Consider the following 14,456-nt stretch of genomic DNA (forward strand, 5'->3'; position numbering starts at 1 on the left):
CCGGTGAGCGCCCCGCAGACATCCAGCCCGCCCCGGAACAGCGTCGCATCCGGTCTCGACCGCTTCTTCTCCATCACCAAGCGCGGATCGACCATCCCGCGCGAGGTCCGTGGTGGCGTCGTGTCCTTCGTGACGATGGCCTACATCGTCATCCTCAACCCGCTCATCCTGGGCGGCTTCAGCGCCGACCAGGCCGCCAAGGACGTGAGCGGCGGTTGGCTCGAGAACGCTCAGGTGGCCGCGGCCACCGGCCTCGTCGCGGGCCTGATGACCATCGCGATGGGCGTCATCGCGAACCTGCCGTTCGGCATCGCGGCCGGTCTCGGGATCAACTCGTTCCTGGCCGTCAGCGTCGTGCAGCAGGTGACGTGGGCCGAGGCGATGGGCCTCGTCGTCATCAACGGCGTCATCATCGTGCTGCTGGCCCTGACCGGGATCCGGACGCTGATCTTCACGGCCGTGCCCGCACAGCTCAAGGCCGCGATCACCGTCGGCATCGGCCTGTTCATCGCGTTCATCGGGCTCGTCGACTCCGGGTTCGTGCGCTCGTCGGGGCTCGCGTCGCCGCCGCTGCAGCTCGGCGAGGACGGGTCCGTCGGGGCACTGCCGACCATCGTGTTCCTCATCGGTCTGGTCATCATCGGCACGCTGATGGCCCGCCGCGTCAAGGGCGCGCTGCTCATCGGCATCGTCGCGACGACCGTCATCGCCATCATCCTGCAGGCCGTGTTCCAGGTGCCGACGTCCGTCGAGTCGAAGACCGGCTGGAACCTCAACGCCCCGGGGCTGCCGAGCGCACTGTTCGCCCTGCCCGACCTGTCCCTCGTCGGCCAGTTCGACTTCGGCGCCTTCGCCCGGATCGGCCCGCTCGCCGCGTCGATGCTCGTCTTCACGCTCGTCTTCACGAACTTCTTCGACGCGATGGGCACGATGACCGGCCTGGCGAAGGCGGCGGGGGTCGCGGAGCAGGACGGGACGTTCCCGCGCCTCCGCGCCGCACTCGTCGTCGAGGGTGCCGGCGCGATCGCCGGCGGTGGTGCTTCGGTGTCGTCGAACACGGTGTTCATCGACTCCGCGTCCGGCATCGGCGAGGGCGCCCGCACCGGCATGGCGTCGGTCGTCACCGGCCTGCTGTTCCTGGCGTCGATGTTCCTCACGCCGCTGACCCAGGTCGTCCCGCTCGAGGTCGCCGCTGCCGGGCTCGTCGTCGTCGGTGCACTCATGGTCGCCCAGGTCGCGGACATCGACTGGACGGACTTCGGGTCGGCGCTGCCGGCGTTCCTCACGATCGTCGTCATGCCGCTGACCTACTCGATCGCGAACGGCATCGGTGCCGGCTTCATCAGCTGGGTCCTCATCAAGGCGCTGTCCGGCAAGGGCCGCCAGGTCTCGTGGCTGCTGTACGTGGTCGCCGCCGGCTTCCTGCTCTACTTCGCACGCGGTCCGCTGGAGTCGCTCCTCGGCGTCGGCTGAGGTCCGGTCGCGGCGCCGATCGGCTCAGCACGACAGGAACCGGCCCACACCACGGACGTCCGTGGTGTGGGCCGGTTCCTGTTGTGCGCTGTCGGTCCGCGCCGCTCCGATGACGCCTGACGCCGCTCGGCCGGGAGGCGCGGATCAGTCCGGCAGGTCGGCCGGCGTGGCCTCGTGGTGAGGCAGGCCCGGCGTCCGCCGGTCCTCCTTCATGCTCGCCTCGAACAGGTGGCGTCTGCCGCCGACGAGCTGCTCACGCGCAGTCCGCTCGAGCTCCTTCGCGGTGGCGTAGTACCCGTCGTCGTAGTCCTCCATGATCTGGAACGTCCACCGCCCGGCGATGACGTTCCGCCCGACGAGTTCGGTGTCGATCCGCTCGGCGAGCTCGGTGTGTCCGGCCTTCCGCAGCTGCTCGACCGCCTCGCCGATGTTCAGGTCAGCGGTGCCGGTCAGTCGGTGGAAGCCGTAGAGGAGTCCGCGCGCGTGTTCGATGACCTCGATCGCCGCGGAGAGGCTGCCGAGCGCCTCGACGGTCGCCTCGGACACCCCCTCGGGGACCTGGTGTGCGGAGTCGGGACCCTGCCCGTCGTCGTTCGTCATGCTGCTCGTCTACACGACCGCTCCTCGCGTCGTCCTGGGCGTGCTCCGGAGGACGAACGCGGCACGCCGGGGCGCTTGCAGCTGTCGGAGGGCCGACCTAGCATTCGAACACACGTTCGAACGAGGAGGCTCCTGATGATGATCGTCGACACCGCTGCCACCGTGTGGTGGACCGGCGGCGCACCCGCCCGACTGGTGTGGCTGGGCCGGCGCTGGCGCGTCTCCGATGTCCCGACCCGGCTGACCACGACGCCGACGGACCTGCCCACCGCCATCACCCACGCACCCGAACGCACCGCCGGGTGGCGCTTCCAGGCGACGGCCGAGGACGGCGAGACCCTGGTGGTCGACATCGTCCCGGACGCCGACGGGTGGAGCGTCGCCCGGACGTGGACGTGATCGTGGACGCCCCGTCCGGCCCGCGCTACCGTCACGACATGACGAGGTGGGTGGCGCTCCTGCGCGGGGTGAACGTGAACGGGATCACCATCCGCAGCGCCGAGCTGGCCGAGCTCGTCCGCGGCCTCGGGCACACCGACGTCCGGACGGTCCTCGCGTCGGGGAACGTCCTCTTCACCGCGGACGACGCCACTGACGCGGACACGCTCCGGGCGACGGTGGAGCAGGCACTCCGCGACCGCTTCGGGTACGACGCCTGGATCGTCCTCGTCCCGCACGCCGCGGTGGCCGGGATCGTCGCGGGCTTCCCGTTCCCGTCTGCAGCGGACCGGCACGACTACGTCGTCTTCGGATCCGAGGACGCCGCGCTCGACGACCTGCTCGACGGCGTCACGGCGGACGGCGTCGAGCAGGTCGCGCGCGGTGACGGCGTCGTCTACTGGTCGTGCCCGAAGGGGTCGAGCACCTCGACGCCCTTCGCGAAGCGCGCCGGGGCCGCCCGCTTCAAGCACACCACGACGACCCGGAACACGAACACGCTCCGCAAGCTCCTCTGACGCAAGGTCAGGCTTGCGGCGGCTGCCCGTTGCTCGCCGTCGTGCCGCCGTCCACGGGCAGGACCGCGCCGGTGATGAACGACGCGTCGTCGCTCGCCAGGAACAGCACCGCGGCCGCGACCTCCTCCGACCGGCCCCCGCGACCGAGGGCGATCCGCTCGGCGAACGCGGCCTTGAGCTCCTCGTCCTCCGCCTGGGACGTCGTGAGGTCCGTCCAGATGAGTCCCGGCGCCACCGCGTTCACCCGCACGCCGTGCTGGCCGTTGTCGAGCGCTGCGGCCTTCGTGAAGTTCGTCACGCCGCCCTTCGCCGCGTTGTACGGGCTCATCCGCCAGTCGGCCGCCAACCCGGACACCGACGAGGTGTTCACGACGGACCCCTTCGTGTCCCGCAGGGCCGGGAGGACCGCCCGCGTGCCGTAGAACACGCTCGACAGGTCCGTCTCGACGACCCGGCGCCACTCCTCGGGCGCGATCTCGGTGATGTCGCCCGACGTGAACGTGCCGGCGTTGTTGACGAGCACGTCGACGCGACCCCAGCGGTCGATCGCCGCGTCCACGACGGTCGGCCATGCGTCCGGGTCGGCGACGTCCGCCTGCAGCCAGAGCGCCTGCTCGGTCGGCAGGGAGTCGGCGACGTCGCGGACCTTCTCCTCGACGCTGTCCACCAGGACGACGCCGGCGCCCTCGGCGACGAACGCCCGCGCCGTGGCCTCTCCGATGCCGGACCCCGCGCCCGTGACGATCGCGACCTTGCCCTCGAACCGCTTGCCCATGATGTGCTCCTCTCGCGACGGTCGTGCCCGGGGTGGGACGTCATCGGCCCGGAGGGGCACGGGAGACCACGCTGCCCGCCCCGGCCTGGACGGTGGTCCAGGCGGAAGCGGGCAGCGGGGCGGACGGAGGGCGGGCCTCCCGACCGGTCAGGAGGTGACGTCGTCCTCCTCGTCGCGCTCCAGCGAGATCGTCGGGATGGAGGCGGTGATCACCGATCCGTCGGCACGGAGCGTGCCCTGGATGTCGCTGGTCGTCGGCGCGTGTCCGCTCATCCGCGGCCCCTGGTGCGGCAGCGGCACGACGGTCGGCTCGTCCGGACGGACCTCGATCGGGGCGTTGTGCACCCACGCGTCGAATCCGCCACCGGTCTCGACCGTGAACGTGAGCGCGTCCTGTGTCAGGTCGACACGGACCCGTGACCCGTTCACGGTGATCCGGAACGTCAGGCGCTCCCAGTCCGCCGGCAGCCGCGGGTTGAACGTGAGCCGGCCACCGTGGTCCCGCATGCCGCCGAAGCCGTTGACGAGCGCGCCCCAGATGCCGCCGGTGGACGCGATGTGCACGCCGTCGGTGGTGTTGCCGTGCAGGTCGGCGAGGTCGACGTAGAGCGCGGTCTGGAAGTACTGGTCGGCGAGCTCGTGGTAGCCGACCTCGGCGGCCATGATCGACTGCACGACGGCGGACAGGGTCGAGTCGCCCGTCGTGAGCGCGTCGTAGTAGTCGAAGTCACGGCGCTTCTCGGCGGGCGTGAACTCGTGGCCCTGCAGGAACAGCGCGAGCACGACGTCGGCCTGCTTGAGTACCTGGAACCGGTAGATCACCAGCGGGTGGTAGTGCAGGAGCAGCGGGCGCTTCGACTCGGGCGTGCGCTCGAGGTCCCACAGCTCCTTGTCGAGGAACTGGGCGTCCTGCGGGTGGATGCCGCGGTGCGGGTCGAAGGGGATCTCCATCGACTCGGCGGCGTGCTCCCAGTTGACGATCTCCTCGGCGTCGAGGCCGGTGCGACGGACCATGCGGGCGTACTCGTCCGGGTCGTCGACCGCGAGCTGCCGGCAGGCGTTCACCGCGGACCACAGGTTCGCCCGCGCCATGACGTTCGTGTACATGTTGTCGTCGACGACCGTCGTGTACTCGTCCGGGCCGGTGACGCCGTCGATGTGGAACTTCTGGTCGCCGTTCGAGCGCCAGAACCCGAGGTCCTCCCACAGCCGGGCGGTCTCGACGAGGATGTCGATCGCACCGCGCTTCAGGAAGTCGGTGTCCCCGGAGGCCCGCACGTACTGCATGAGGGCGTGGGCGATGTCCGCGTCGATGTGGTACTGCGCGGTGCCGGCCGCGTAGTAGGCGCTGGACTCCTCGCCGTTGATCGTGCGCCACGGGAACAGCGCGCCCCGTTGGTTCAGCTCACGGGCCCGGGAGCGGGCGGCGTCGAGCATGTTGTAGCGGAAGCGGAGGGCGTTCCGGGCGACGATCGGCGCCGTGTACGACAGGAACGGCAGGACGTAGATCTCCATGTCCCAGAAGTAGTGCCCGCCGTAGCCGGAGCCGGTGACGCCCTTCGCCGCGATGCCGTGCCCGTCGGTGCGGGCCGTCGCCTGCGCGAGCTGGAACAGGTTCCAGCGGACGGCCTGCTGGATCTCCGGCTGGCCGGCGACCTCGACGTCGCTGCGGGCCCAGTAGTCGTCGAGCCACTTCCGCTGCTCGCCGAAGACCTGCTCGACGGACTCGTACTTCGCGCGGTCGAGCGTGCGGTCGCAGCGGTCCGCGAGTTCACGCGCCGGGACGCCGCGGGAGGTGTGGTAGACGATGCTCTTGACGAGACGGATCGGCTGCCCGGCCTTCGCCTGCACCCGGTAGACGTGCTTGGCGAGGTCGTCCTCGATGCTCGAGGTCTCGTCCCAGGCGTTCTCGGTCTCGAGCCGGTGCTCGACGCCGACGCAGATCGTCATGCCGGAACTCGACGCCTGGTAGCCGAGCAGAGCGCGGGAGCCCGCGTTCCGCTTCAGCCGCGGCTGGAGCACCCGGTCCGTGAACGACTCGGCCTTGCGCGGGTCGAACGCGGCGGCGGCGGCCTTCATGCCGGCGTGGTACTCGTCGGCGACGTCCTGACGGTTGAGTACCTGGCTCGACAGCAGCACCGACGCGTCGTGGTCGAGCATCGTGACCTCGTAGTCGATGACGGCGAGGTGCCGCTCGACGAAGGACACGAGGCGCCGGGAGCGGATGAGGACCCGCTTGCCGGACGGCGTCGACCACTCGGTCTCGCGCAGCAGGTAGCCGCCGCGGAAGTCGAGCCGGCGGCTGTGGCGGAGGATGTCCGCCTCGGACAGGACGAGTGGCTCGTCGTCGACGTACAGGCGGATGACCTTGGCGTCGGGGACGTTGATGATCGTCTGCCCGGTCTTCGCGAACCCGAAGGCGGTCTCTGCGTGCCGGATCGGCCACGTCTCGTGGAACCCGTTGATGTACGTGCCGTACTGGACGCCGCCGCGGCCCTCGTCGAAGTTGCCGCGGAGGCCGAGGTACCCGTTGCCGACCGCGAAGTTCGTCTCGTCGACGCCCTGCTCGTCGGCGTACTCGGTCTCGATCAGGGCCCACTCGTCGACCGGGTACCGGACGCGGTCGAGGGGGTCTTCGGTGATGGGGTTCATGCGGTCTTCCGGGGGTCGACGGGAGGCAGGTCGGCAGCGGGCGCGTCGGTGCCCGCCCCGCGCAGGTCGGCAGCGGGCGCGTCGGTGCCCGCACCGCGCAGGTCGGGCAGCAGGTCGGCGAGGTCGGACACGACGACGTCGGCGCCGTGCTCGCGGAGGGCGTCGACCCCGGCGCCGCGGTCCACCCCGACCACCAGGCCGAAGGCACCGTTCCGGCCGGCTTCGACACCGCTCGTCGCGTCCTCGACCACGACGCACTCGGCCGCGGTCAGCCCGAAGCGGGTCGCCGCGTCGAGGTACGTGTCGGGGGCGGGCTTGCCGGCGAGCCCGTCCGCGCGCGCGACGGCGCCGTCGACGACCACGTCGAAGCGGTCGATGATGCCCGCGGTGCGGAGCACGTGCTTCGCGTTCGCGGAACTCGACACCACGGCGACCTCGTAGCCGGCGGCGATCGCTGCGGTGAGGAAGCGCACCGACCCCGGGTACGCGGCCACGCCGTGCTCCTCGAGCTCCGCGGTGAACTCGGCGTTCTTCCGGTTGCCGAGCCCGCAGACGGTGTCCAGGGTGGGGTCGTCCGCCGGGGTGCCCTCGGGCAGGTCGATCCCGCGGTCGTGCAGGAGCGAGCGGACCCCGTCGTACCGCGGCTTGCCGTCGATGAACGCGAAGTAGTCCTGCTCCGTGTACGGCGCGACCCCGTGTGCGGCGAGGTACGGCGTGAAGAGGCGACTCCAGGCACGCATGTGCACCTCGGCCGTCGGCGTGAGCACACCGTCGAGGTCGAAGAGGAGCGCCCGCTGGTCCGCGAGGCGAGCAGGGGTTCGCCGATCCGACGACGTCATGGGGCAGACCTTCCAGGGAGCGGTGTCGAACACGAGTGCTGCGCGTCCCACTCTAGGACCGGCACGCGGCGCTGTCCTCCAGCGGTGGCCGATGCCCACGGGTACCGGTCCGGTCCGCACAACGCGGACCTGTGGACGCGTCCAGCGACTGGCAGAGACGCTCGCGCTCATGACATCCGACACCACCGCACGGCCGCAGGACGGGACCGGCTCGAAGCTGAAGCAGGCGATCACCGGTCCCCTGCTGTTCCTGTTCATCCTCGGCGACGTCCTCGGCGCGGGCATCTACGCCCTCATGGGGACGCTCTCGAAGGACGTCGGCGGTGCGCTGTGGGCCCCGCTCGTGCTCGCACTGCTCCTGGCCCTGCTCACCGCGGGCTCGTACGCCGAGCTCGTCACGAAGTACCCGAAGGCCGGTGGCGCCGCGGTGTTCGCCGAGCGTGCCTACAAGGTGCCGCTGGTGTCGTTCCTGGTCGGGTTCTCGATGCTCGCAGCCGGTGTGACGAGCGCGGCCGGCCTCTCCCTCGCGTTCGCCGGTGACTACCTCGGCACGTTCATCGACGTCCCGCCCGTGCCCGCCGCGATCGTGTTCCTCGCCCTCGTCGCCTGCCTGAACGCCCGCGGCATCTCGGACTCACTCCGCAGCAACGTCGTCATGACGATCATCGAGCTCTCCGGCCTGGTCATCGTCATCGTGTCGGTCGCCCTGATGATGGGCGGTGGCGGCGGTGACGTCTCCCGCGTCGGGGCCTTCCCGGCGGAGGCGAACCCGGCTCTCGCGACCCTCAGCGCCGCGATCGTCGCCTACTACTCGTTCGTCGGCTTCGAGACCTCCGCCAACGTCGCCGAGGAGGTCCGCGAGCCGGCCAAGGTCTACCCCCGTGCGCTGTTCGGCTCCCTCGCCACCGCCGGCGTCGTCTACGTGCTCGTCGCGCTCGCCAGCTCGATCGCGTTGCCCGCGTCGGAGCTGTCCGACTCGAGCGGCCCGCTCCTGGCGGTCGTCGCCGCGACCGGCGTCGGCATCCCGGACGTGGTGTTCAGCCTCATCGCCCTGGTGGCGGTCGCGAACGGCGCCCTGCTCACCATGATCATGGCGAGCCGCGTCACCTACGGCATGGCCGAACAGCGTCTGCTGCCCAGCCTGCTCGGCAAGGTGCTCCCGAAGCGGAAGACCCCGTGGACCGCGATCATCGCCACCACCGTGGTCGCGATGCTCCTCACCCTCGTCGGGGACGTCGGCACGCTCGCCGAGACCGTCGTGCTCCTGCTGCTCTTCGTCTTCATCAGCACGAACGTCGCGGTCCTCGTGCTCCGCAAGGACAAGGTGGAGCACGAGCACTTCCGGGTGTGGACCTTCGTCCCCGTGCTCGGCGTCGCGTCCTGCATCCTGCTGCTCACGCAGCAGAGCGGACAGGTCTGGCTGTACGCGGCGATCCTGCTGGCCGTCGGCGTGGTGCTGTACTTCATCGCCCGCGCGACCCGCGGCCGCGACCGGACCGCCTCGGGCACGGACGCCCGCTGACGGAGCCGGGACGAGCCTCCCGGCCGACCGCCGGGAGGCCCGCCCCGCGTCGGCCGTGCCCCCGCGGTCCGTCCAGTGATCACGTCGCGCACCCGCCGGTCAGCGGAGGTCGCGGACCCAGCTCTCGACGGCGGCGGTGATCGCACGGCCGGACTCGCGGCGGGAGACCGTCGCGGGGAGGTCGCCGGGCTGGGCGCCGTAGGCCCCGAAGGCGGCGTGGTCCGCGCCGGCGACCTCGGTCATCGTCGCGCTGGCCGGGAGCAGGTCGCGGGCGGCAGCCACGTCCTCGGGCGTCGACAGGCCGTCCCGCGAGCCGGAGACGCTGAGCACGTCGAGGTCGCTGTCCGAGCGGTCGTCCGCGCAGTAGCTGCCGAGCAGGAGGAGGCCGGCGACGTCCCGGTCCTCCGCGAGCTGGCACGCCCGCACGCCCCCGAGCGAATGCCCGCCGACCGCCCACGTCCGGACGTCGGGCGCATGTGCCTCGAACCGGGCGAGCGGGCGCCTGTCGAAGAACGCGAGGTTGAGCGTCGGCTTCGTGATGACGACCGTCGTGCCGTCCGCGACCACCTGCCGGAACGTCGCCATGTAGGCGTAGGGGTCGACCTTCGCACCGGGCACGAAGACGATCCCGACGCCGTCCGCGATGCCCGTCGGGGTCATCACGACGGCGTCGCCCGCGTCCCGCACGGAGACGCGGTCGTCCCGCCAGACCGTGAGGGCGGCCGACCGGGTGCCCTGCAGGACGATGTGCGCCCAGACGAGGAACACCAGCACGAGCACGAGCAGGACGGCGAGGACCCACGAGACGATCCGGAGGAGCCGTCGCCTCCGGGTCGGACCTCGGCGGTCGGAGCGGGGAGCGGTGCTCATGGCCCGACCGTACCGAGGGCACCCGTGCTGCCGCTGCCGGGCCGGATCAGCGCGGGGACCGCCGGGTGCCCGGGGCGTCAGTCGTCGGTGTCGACGGTGTTCGTGACGACCTTCCCGCTGCCGGCGTCGATGCGGATGCTGTGCGTCGTGCCGGAGCCGTCGAGGACGTCGCCCTCCCAGACCACCGTGCCGGCGTGGTCGTCGAGGCCGAGCTCGGTGACCGTGCCGCGGACGGTCTTCGTCAGGGTCGACGCCGCCTGCGCGACCGACAGGTCCGCGGCGCCGACGAACCGCTCGTTCTCCGCGACGTCGTCCGCATCGGCGGTCTCCTCGGTCGGACCGGCGGTGGTGCGCTCACCGTCGGCGTCGACGTGGACCTCCTGCTCGGCACCGTCGGAGGTGACGATGATGACCTCCCACGAGGTCCCGCCGGCCTCCTGCTCGACCGAGGTCACGGTCCCGGAGCCGACGGCCTTGCGCGCCGTGGCCGCCGCGGCGACGAGGGCGTCCTCCCCCGGCGCGGCGGCGGCGTCGGTGGTCGTGTCGTCGTCGCCGGTCGCGCCCTCGGTGGCGGAGACGGACGGGGCGGAGGCCGCCGGGGCTGCGACGTCGTCGCGGTCGTCGTCGTCGGTGGCGCACCCGGCGAGCGCCAGCGCTCCGACGAGCGGGAGGGCGGTGACGAGGGCGATGCGGCGGGCGGTGGTCTTCTTCGTGGTCTGCATGGCGTCAGCCTGCCGAGCGAGCACTGAAGCAGACCTGAAGCGGCCTGGGGCGGCCGCACCATCCGGCGACCGGGCACCGGGCGCGACTCAGTCCCGCAGGAGTGGCAGCCGCACGGTGAACCGCGCTCCCCCCTCGGGAGCGGCCGACACCGCGACGGACCCGCCGTGCCCGCGGACCACGGCGTCGACGATCGCGAGTCCCAGCCCGGAGCCCCCGGCGTCCCGCGCCCGGCCCTCGTCGAGCCGCACGAACCGCTCGAACACGCGCGTCCGGTCGCCCTCGGGGATCCCGCGCCCGTCGTCGTCCACGGTGAGCACCGCATCGCCCGCGACGCTCCCGAGCGCGACGGTCACCGCCCGGTCCGCGTGCCGGACGGCGTTGTCCACGAGGTTCCGCACGACCCGTCCGAGCAGCCGGTCGTCGCCGCGGACCCGGGCCGGTGCGACCCCGGACACGTCGACGTGCACGGTCGCCCGCGGCCGTGACGCCTCCGCGAACACGAGGTCGTCGAGGTCGACGGCACGGTCCCGGTCACGTCCGCGTTCGTCCAGGCGGGTGAGCAGGAGCAGCGACTCGACGAGCTCCTGCAGACGGGCTCCCTCGTCGAGCACGACGTCGGCCAGGTCAGCGGTGTCGGTGACGTGGGGGTGCGCCCGTGCGACCTCGGCGTGCTGGCGGATCGTCGCGAGCGGGGAGCGGAGTTCGTGCGAGGCGTCGGAGACGAACCGCCGCTGCGCCTGCTGGGACGCCTCGAGCCGGCCGAGCATGCGGTTCATGGTCACGGCGAGCCGGTCGACCTCGTCCCCGGAGCCCGGTTCGTCGACCCGGGCGTGCAGGTTCGTCCCCTCGACGTCGTCGACCTCGCGGCGCATGCGGTCGACCGGACGGAGCGCACGGCCGACGACGAACCAGGTCACGAGCGACATGAGCGCCACGACGACCGGGACGGCGACGACCAGCAGCACGGTCACCGTCTGCACGGCGGCGTCGGCGTCCTCGAGCGGGGCACCGACGACGAGGAGGCCGCCGGTGCCGTCCGGTAGGTCGACGTCGTCGGCGACGAGCAGCCACCGTTCACCGTCGTGCCGGTACCGGGACTCCTCGTCGGTGGCGAGCGGCCGGCCGGGGCTGTCCTCCGCCTGCGCCAGCACGCGGCCGTCGTCGTCCTGCAGCTGCGCGAGCACGTCGTCGTCCTCCGCCGTCACCGCTCCGGCTCCGTCCGCCTCCACCCGGGTGGCGAGGCCGTCGAGCGTCTGCTCCGCCGACGACCGGACGCCGTCGGACAGCGAGGTCCGCAGGACCCCGACGAACGCGACCGCCCCGATGACGAGGGCGACGAGGACGACGAGGGCCGCGCCTCCCGTCGCACGCGCGCGGATGGAACGAGGGCGACGGGACGGACGCGACCGGTCAGCCACCGTCGGCGGCGAGACGGTACCCGGCCCCGCGGACGGTCTCGATCGCCGACCGGCCGAAGGGCCGGTCGACCGTGCGGCGGAGGTGCCCGACGTAGACCTCGACGATGTTCGGGTCCCCCGTGAAGTCGTCGTCCCAGACGTTCGCGATGACGTCCCGCTTCGACAACACCTGCCCGGGGTGGCGCATGAGGTACTCGAGGACGGTGAACTCCCGGCTCGTCAGGTCGAGCAACGTCTCGCCGCGCCAGACACGACGCTCCGCCGGGTCGAGCCGCAGGTCGCCGGCCTGGAGGACCGTGGGGCGTTCCCGGGATCCGCGCCGGACGAGCGCACGGAGGCGTGCGACGAGCACCGGGAACGAGAACGGCTTCGTCACGTAGTCGTCGGCGCCGGCGTCGAGGGCGTCGACCTGGTCCCACTCGCCGTCCTTCGCGGTCAGCATGAGCACCGGGGTCCAGTCCTGCTCGGCCCGGAGGGTCTCGCAGACCTTCCAGCCGCTCATGCCCGGCATCATCAGGTCGAGGACGATGGCGTCGTACGGGTTCTCGCGGGCGTACCAGAGCCCGTCGACCCCGTCGTGGGCGACGTCGACGGCGAACCCCTCGGCCTGCAGGCCCTTCCGGATGCCGTCGGCGAGCCGCACCTCGTCGTCGACCACCAGCACGCGCATCGTCCGAGCATGGCGGTGCGGCCTGAACCGGCGCTGAAGCCGGGCCGCGCCGGGGTCCCTCGGACAGGGTGCGGCTCGTCGTCCCCGTCGGGCGCTACTCTCGGCACGACGAGGGGGCTCTCCATGACCAGCATCGCGTCCGGCTTCGACCCGGCGTTCTCCACCGGTGACGGCTCCTCGCCGGTCGACGACTTCTCGCGGACCTTCTCCACGGCCTCCACGCTCATCACCGTGGTCGGGGTGCTGGTCGTGATCGGCATCCTCGTGTCGATCGGCATCACCGTGTACCGCAGCACCCGGATGGCGAAGCGCGGCCAGAACCCGTTCACGATCGAGGAGGACCTGGCACACTCCGCGATGCGGTCCCGGGCGCTCGCTCCGATGACGACCCTCGAGCAGCGGCTGGCGGAACTCGACGACCTGCACCGGCGCGGGGTCATCACCGACGAGGAGCACCGCGCGGCGCGATCGGACGCGCTCCGCACGTAGCGGCCTGCGCCGGTCAGCTCGAGACACCCCCGTGTCCTCGTGACGCCCTGTTCTCCTCGAGACGCCGCCGGGTACCGCGCCGTCTCGCCGGCCCAGCGGCGTCTCAGAGGCGGAGCGGCGTCTCGGGGAATGCGACGTGGGCGACACCGCGCACCGGGATCCCGGTGTGCGGTGTCGCCCACATGGCGTGTTGCGAGGGGACTACGCGGCGTCGATCGCGGCGCGGATCTCGGCGGCGGCAGCGCCGACGTCCGAGGCGCTGTAGATCGCGCTGCCGGCCACGGCCACGCGAGCGCCGGCGGCCTTGACGGACGCGACGGACGACGCCTTCACGCCACCGGCGATCGAGAACGGCACACCCGAGGCCTTGCCCTCGTCGAGGAGCGTGTCGAAGGTGAAGCCCTCCTCGGCCTGCTCGTCGAGGCCGGCGTGCACCTCGACGAACTCGACGCCGAGCGCGGTCACCTCGCGGGCACGAGCGGCCTTGTCAGGCACACCGATCAGGTCGACGACGATGCCCTTGCCGTGCTTCTCCGCCGCGGCGACGGCACCGACGATCGTGCTGTCCCCGGCGACGCCGAGCACGGTGACGAGGTCGGCCCCGGCCTGGAACGCCATGTCGGCCTCGAGCTCGCCGGCGTCCATCGTCTTGAGGTCGGCGAACACGATCTTGTCCGGGTGCGCCTCCTTCATCGCGGTGATCGCGGCGACGCCGGCGCTCTTCACGAGCGGGGTGCCGAGCTCGAGGATGTCGACGTGCGGGGCTGCCTGGGCGGCGAGCTCGAGCGCGGTCTCGGTGGACAGGGTGTCGATGGCGAACTGCAGCTGCATGCTGGTGCTTCCTTCTTCCGTGGGGGTCATTCGAGGTTGGCGTGCCGCGGCCAGAGGTCGTCGGCGGAGTGTCCGCTGCGCTGCCAGAGCGCGTGGAACAGCGCGTCGCCGAGCAGGACGACGCCCTGCTCGAACAGGCTGCCCGCGTACTGCGCCGATGCGGTGCCGGAGCGGTCGGTCTTCGTCGCGGCCGGCAGGACGAGGGTGACCTCGGCCAACTCGGCGAGCGGCGACGAGGCCGTGGTCGACACGGCGACGACCTGCGCGCCGACGTCCACCGCGGTCCGCGCGGCCTGCACGATGCTGCCGGTGGTGCCCGAGCCGCTCGCGGTGAGCAGGACGTCGCCCGACTCGATCGCTGGGGTCGTCACCTCGCCGACGACGTGGACGTCGAGCCCGAGGTGCATGAGGCGCATCGCGGTCATGCGCAGCGCGAGCCCGGACCGTCCGGCACCGTGCACGAAGACGCGCTCGGCGCCGTCGAGCAGGTCGAGGGCGCGTGCAGCGGGCTCCGGGTCGCTCCCCCCGACCGCGTCGACGAGGTCGTCGAGTTCGTGGCTGACGAGGTCGAGCGCAGCGGTGAGGGTCTGATCGGACATGTCCCGAGCCTGCGCCTGACGGGAGTGGTGCGCCGCTAC

15 protein-coding genes are annotated in these 14,456 nt (G+C 71.9%); 5 read left to right on the forward strand and 10 right to left on the reverse strand.

The window, feature by feature from the left end:
- The first annotated feature begins 3 nt into the window (after window positions 1–3).
- The gene (locus tag DEI95_RS04425) at window positions 4–1,473 is read left to right on the forward strand and encodes an NCS2 family permease (RefSeq protein ID WP_110824303.1); all 1,470 of its coding nucleotides are present in this window, start codon (window positions 4–6) and stop codon (window positions 1,471–1,473) included.
- 144 nt (window positions 1,474–1,617) lie between these two features.
- On the opposite strand, the gene DEI95_RS04430 is transcribed toward DEI95_RS04425, so the two are convergent.
- Window positions 1,618–2,073, reverse strand: a complete 456-nt coding sequence (locus DEI95_RS04430) for a hypothetical protein (RefSeq protein WP_110824304.1) — start codon at window positions 2,071–2,073, stop codon at window positions 1,618–1,620.
- A 135-nt stretch (window positions 2,074–2,208) separates the two neighbouring features.
- Between DEI95_RS04430 and DEI95_RS04435 the strand changes: the two genes are divergently transcribed.
- Both DEI95_RS04435 and DEI95_RS04440 read left to right on the forward strand, forming a co-directional pair.
- Window positions 2,209–2,472 (forward strand): hypothetical protein, encoded by a 264-nt coding sequence (locus DEI95_RS04435; protein ID WP_110824305.1) that lies wholly within the window; start codon window positions 2,209–2,211, stop codon window positions 2,470–2,472.
- 38 nt (window positions 2,473–2,510) lie between these two features.
- A complete protein-coding gene (locus DEI95_RS04440) occupies window positions 2,511–3,029 on the forward strand; it encodes a DUF1697 domain-containing protein (protein WP_111059598.1) in 519 nt (172 codons plus the stop codon).
- Window positions 3,030–3,036: 7 nt separating this feature from the next.
- Here DEI95_RS04440 and DEI95_RS04445 read toward each other — a convergent pair whose 3' ends face one another.
- The 3 genes from DEI95_RS04445 to DEI95_RS04455 form a co-directional block, all read right to left on the reverse strand.
- Complete coding sequence (locus DEI95_RS04445) at window positions 3,037–3,804, reverse strand: SDR family NAD(P)-dependent oxidoreductase (protein WP_111059490.1); 768 nt, start codon at window positions 3,802–3,804, stop codon at window positions 3,037–3,039.
- Between the two features lie 147 nt (window positions 3,805–3,951).
- Window positions 3,952–6,456 (reverse strand): glycoside hydrolase family 65 protein, encoded by a 2,505-nt coding sequence (locus DEI95_RS04450; RefSeq protein ID WP_111059491.1) that lies wholly within the window; start codon window positions 6,454–6,456, stop codon window positions 3,952–3,954.
- Window positions 6,453–7,295, reverse strand: a complete 843-nt coding sequence (locus tag DEI95_RS04455; RefSeq protein WP_111059599.1) for an HAD family phosphatase — start codon at window positions 7,293–7,295, stop codon at window positions 6,453–6,455. The genes DEI95_RS04450 and DEI95_RS04455 overlap by 4 nt, the downstream gene beginning before the upstream one ends.
- 169 nt (window positions 7,296–7,464) lie before the next feature.
- Between DEI95_RS04455 and DEI95_RS04460 the strand changes: the two genes are divergently transcribed.
- On the forward strand, window positions 7,465–8,817 hold the full coding sequence (locus tag DEI95_RS04460; RefSeq protein ID WP_110910555.1) for an APC family permease: 1,353 nt from the start codon (window positions 7,465–7,467) through the stop codon (window positions 8,815–8,817).
- A 99-nt stretch (window positions 8,818–8,916) separates the two neighbouring features.
- Here the strand turns inward: DEI95_RS04460 and DEI95_RS04465 are convergent, their stop codons facing one another.
- From DEI95_RS04465 to DEI95_RS04480, 4 genes are all read right to left on the reverse strand, one after another.
- Entirely contained in the window at window positions 8,917–9,687 is a 771-nt protein-coding gene (locus DEI95_RS04465; protein WP_111059492.1) for an alpha/beta hydrolase, read from the reverse strand.
- A gap of 77 nt (window positions 9,688–9,764) precedes the next feature.
- Window positions 9,765–10,409: a PepSY domain-containing protein gene (locus DEI95_RS04470; RefSeq protein WP_146243588.1), complete on the reverse strand. Its 645-nt coding sequence runs from the start codon at window positions 10,407–10,409 to the stop codon at window positions 9,765–9,767.
- Window positions 10,410–10,496: 87 nt separating this feature from the next.
- Window positions 10,497–11,828 carry a HAMP domain-containing sensor histidine kinase gene (locus tag DEI95_RS04475; RefSeq protein WP_258367456.1) on the reverse strand — a complete coding sequence of 444 codons (1,332 nt, stop codon included), beginning with the start codon at window positions 11,826–11,828 and terminating at the stop codon, window positions 10,497–10,499.
- Window positions 11,821–12,498: a response regulator transcription factor gene (locus DEI95_RS04480; protein ID WP_110824311.1), complete on the reverse strand. Its 678-nt coding sequence runs from the start codon at window positions 12,496–12,498 to the stop codon at window positions 11,821–11,823. The genes DEI95_RS04475 and DEI95_RS04480 overlap by 8 nt, the downstream gene beginning before the upstream one ends.
- A gap of 123 nt (window positions 12,499–12,621) precedes the next feature.
- On the opposite strand from DEI95_RS04480, the gene DEI95_RS04485 reads away from it, so the two are divergent.
- Window positions 12,622–12,987 carry an SHOCT domain-containing protein gene (locus DEI95_RS04485; protein ID WP_111059494.1) on the forward strand — a complete coding sequence of 122 codons (366 nt, stop codon included), beginning with the start codon at window positions 12,622–12,624 and terminating at the stop codon, window positions 12,985–12,987.
- 201 nt (window positions 12,988–13,188) lie between these two features.
- Here the strand turns inward: DEI95_RS04485 and hxlA are convergent, their stop codons facing one another.
- Together hxlA and hxlB are read right to left on the reverse strand one after the other, a co-directional pair.
- The gene (gene hxlA / locus DEI95_RS04490) at window positions 13,189–13,818 is read right to left on the reverse strand and encodes a 3-hexulose-6-phosphate synthase (protein ID WP_110824313.1); all 630 of its coding nucleotides are present in this window, start codon (window positions 13,816–13,818) and stop codon (window positions 13,189–13,191) included.
- Window positions 13,819–13,844: 26 nt separating this feature from the next.
- Window positions 13,845–14,417, reverse strand: a complete 573-nt coding sequence (gene hxlB, locus DEI95_RS04495) for a 6-phospho-3-hexuloisomerase (protein WP_111059495.1) — start codon at window positions 14,415–14,417, stop codon at window positions 13,845–13,847.
- Between the last annotated feature and the right edge of the window lie 39 nt (window positions 14,418–14,456).

The organism is Curtobacterium sp. MCBD17_008 (assembly GCF_003234475.1).
In the GTDB taxonomy this organism is placed as follows: domain Bacteria; phylum Actinomycetota; class Actinomycetes; order Actinomycetales; family Microbacteriaceae; genus Curtobacterium.

Bases quoted from the DNA above. Each gene is read 5' to 3' on its own strand.
- DEI95_RS04440 (WP_111059598.1), top strand. From the start codon at position 2,511: ATGACGAGGTGGGTGGCGCTCCTGCGCGGGGTGAACGTGAACGGGATC.
- DEI95_RS04460 (WP_110910555.1), top strand. From the start codon at position 7,465: ATGACATCCGACACCACCGCACGGCCGCAGGACGGGACCGGCTCGAAG.
- DEI95_RS04450 (WP_111059491.1), bottom strand. From the start codon at position 6,456: ATGAACCCCATCACCGAAGACCCCCTCGACCGCGTCCGGTACCCGGTC.
- DEI95_RS04480 (WP_110824311.1), bottom strand. From the start codon at position 12,498: ATGCGCGTGCTGGTGGTCGACGACGAGGTGCGGCTCGCCGACGGCATC.
- hxlA (WP_110824313.1), bottom strand. From the start codon at position 13,818: ATGCAGCTGCAGTTCGCCATCGACACCCTGTCCACCGAGACCGCGCTC.
- DEI95_RS04430 (WP_110824304.1), bottom strand. From the start codon at position 2,073: ATGACGAACGACGACGGGCAGGGTCCCGACTCCGCACACCAGGTCCCC.
- DEI95_RS04445 (WP_111059490.1), bottom strand. From the start codon at position 3,804: ATGGGCAAGCGGTTCGAGGGCAAGGTCGCGATCGTCACGGGCGCGGGG.
- DEI95_RS04485 (WP_111059494.1), top strand. From the start codon at position 12,622: ATGACCAGCATCGCGTCCGGCTTCGACCCGGCGTTCTCCACCGGTGAC.
- DEI95_RS04455 (WP_111059599.1), bottom strand. From the start codon at position 7,295: ATGACGTCGTCGGATCGGCGAACCCCTGCTCGCCTCGCGGACCAGCGG.
- DEI95_RS04470 (WP_146243588.1), bottom strand. From the start codon at position 10,409: ATGCAGACCACGAAGAAGACCACCGCCCGCCGCATCGCCCTCGTCACC.
- hxlB (WP_111059495.1), bottom strand. From the start codon at position 14,417: ATGTCCGATCAGACCCTCACCGCTGCGCTCGACCTCGTCAGCCACGAA.
- DEI95_RS04435 (WP_110824305.1), top strand. From the start codon at position 2,209: ATGATGATCGTCGACACCGCTGCCACCGTGTGGTGGACCGGCGGCGCA.
- DEI95_RS04465 (WP_111059492.1), bottom strand. From the start codon at position 9,687: ATGAGCACCGCTCCCCGCTCCGACCGCCGAGGTCCGACCCGGAGGCGA.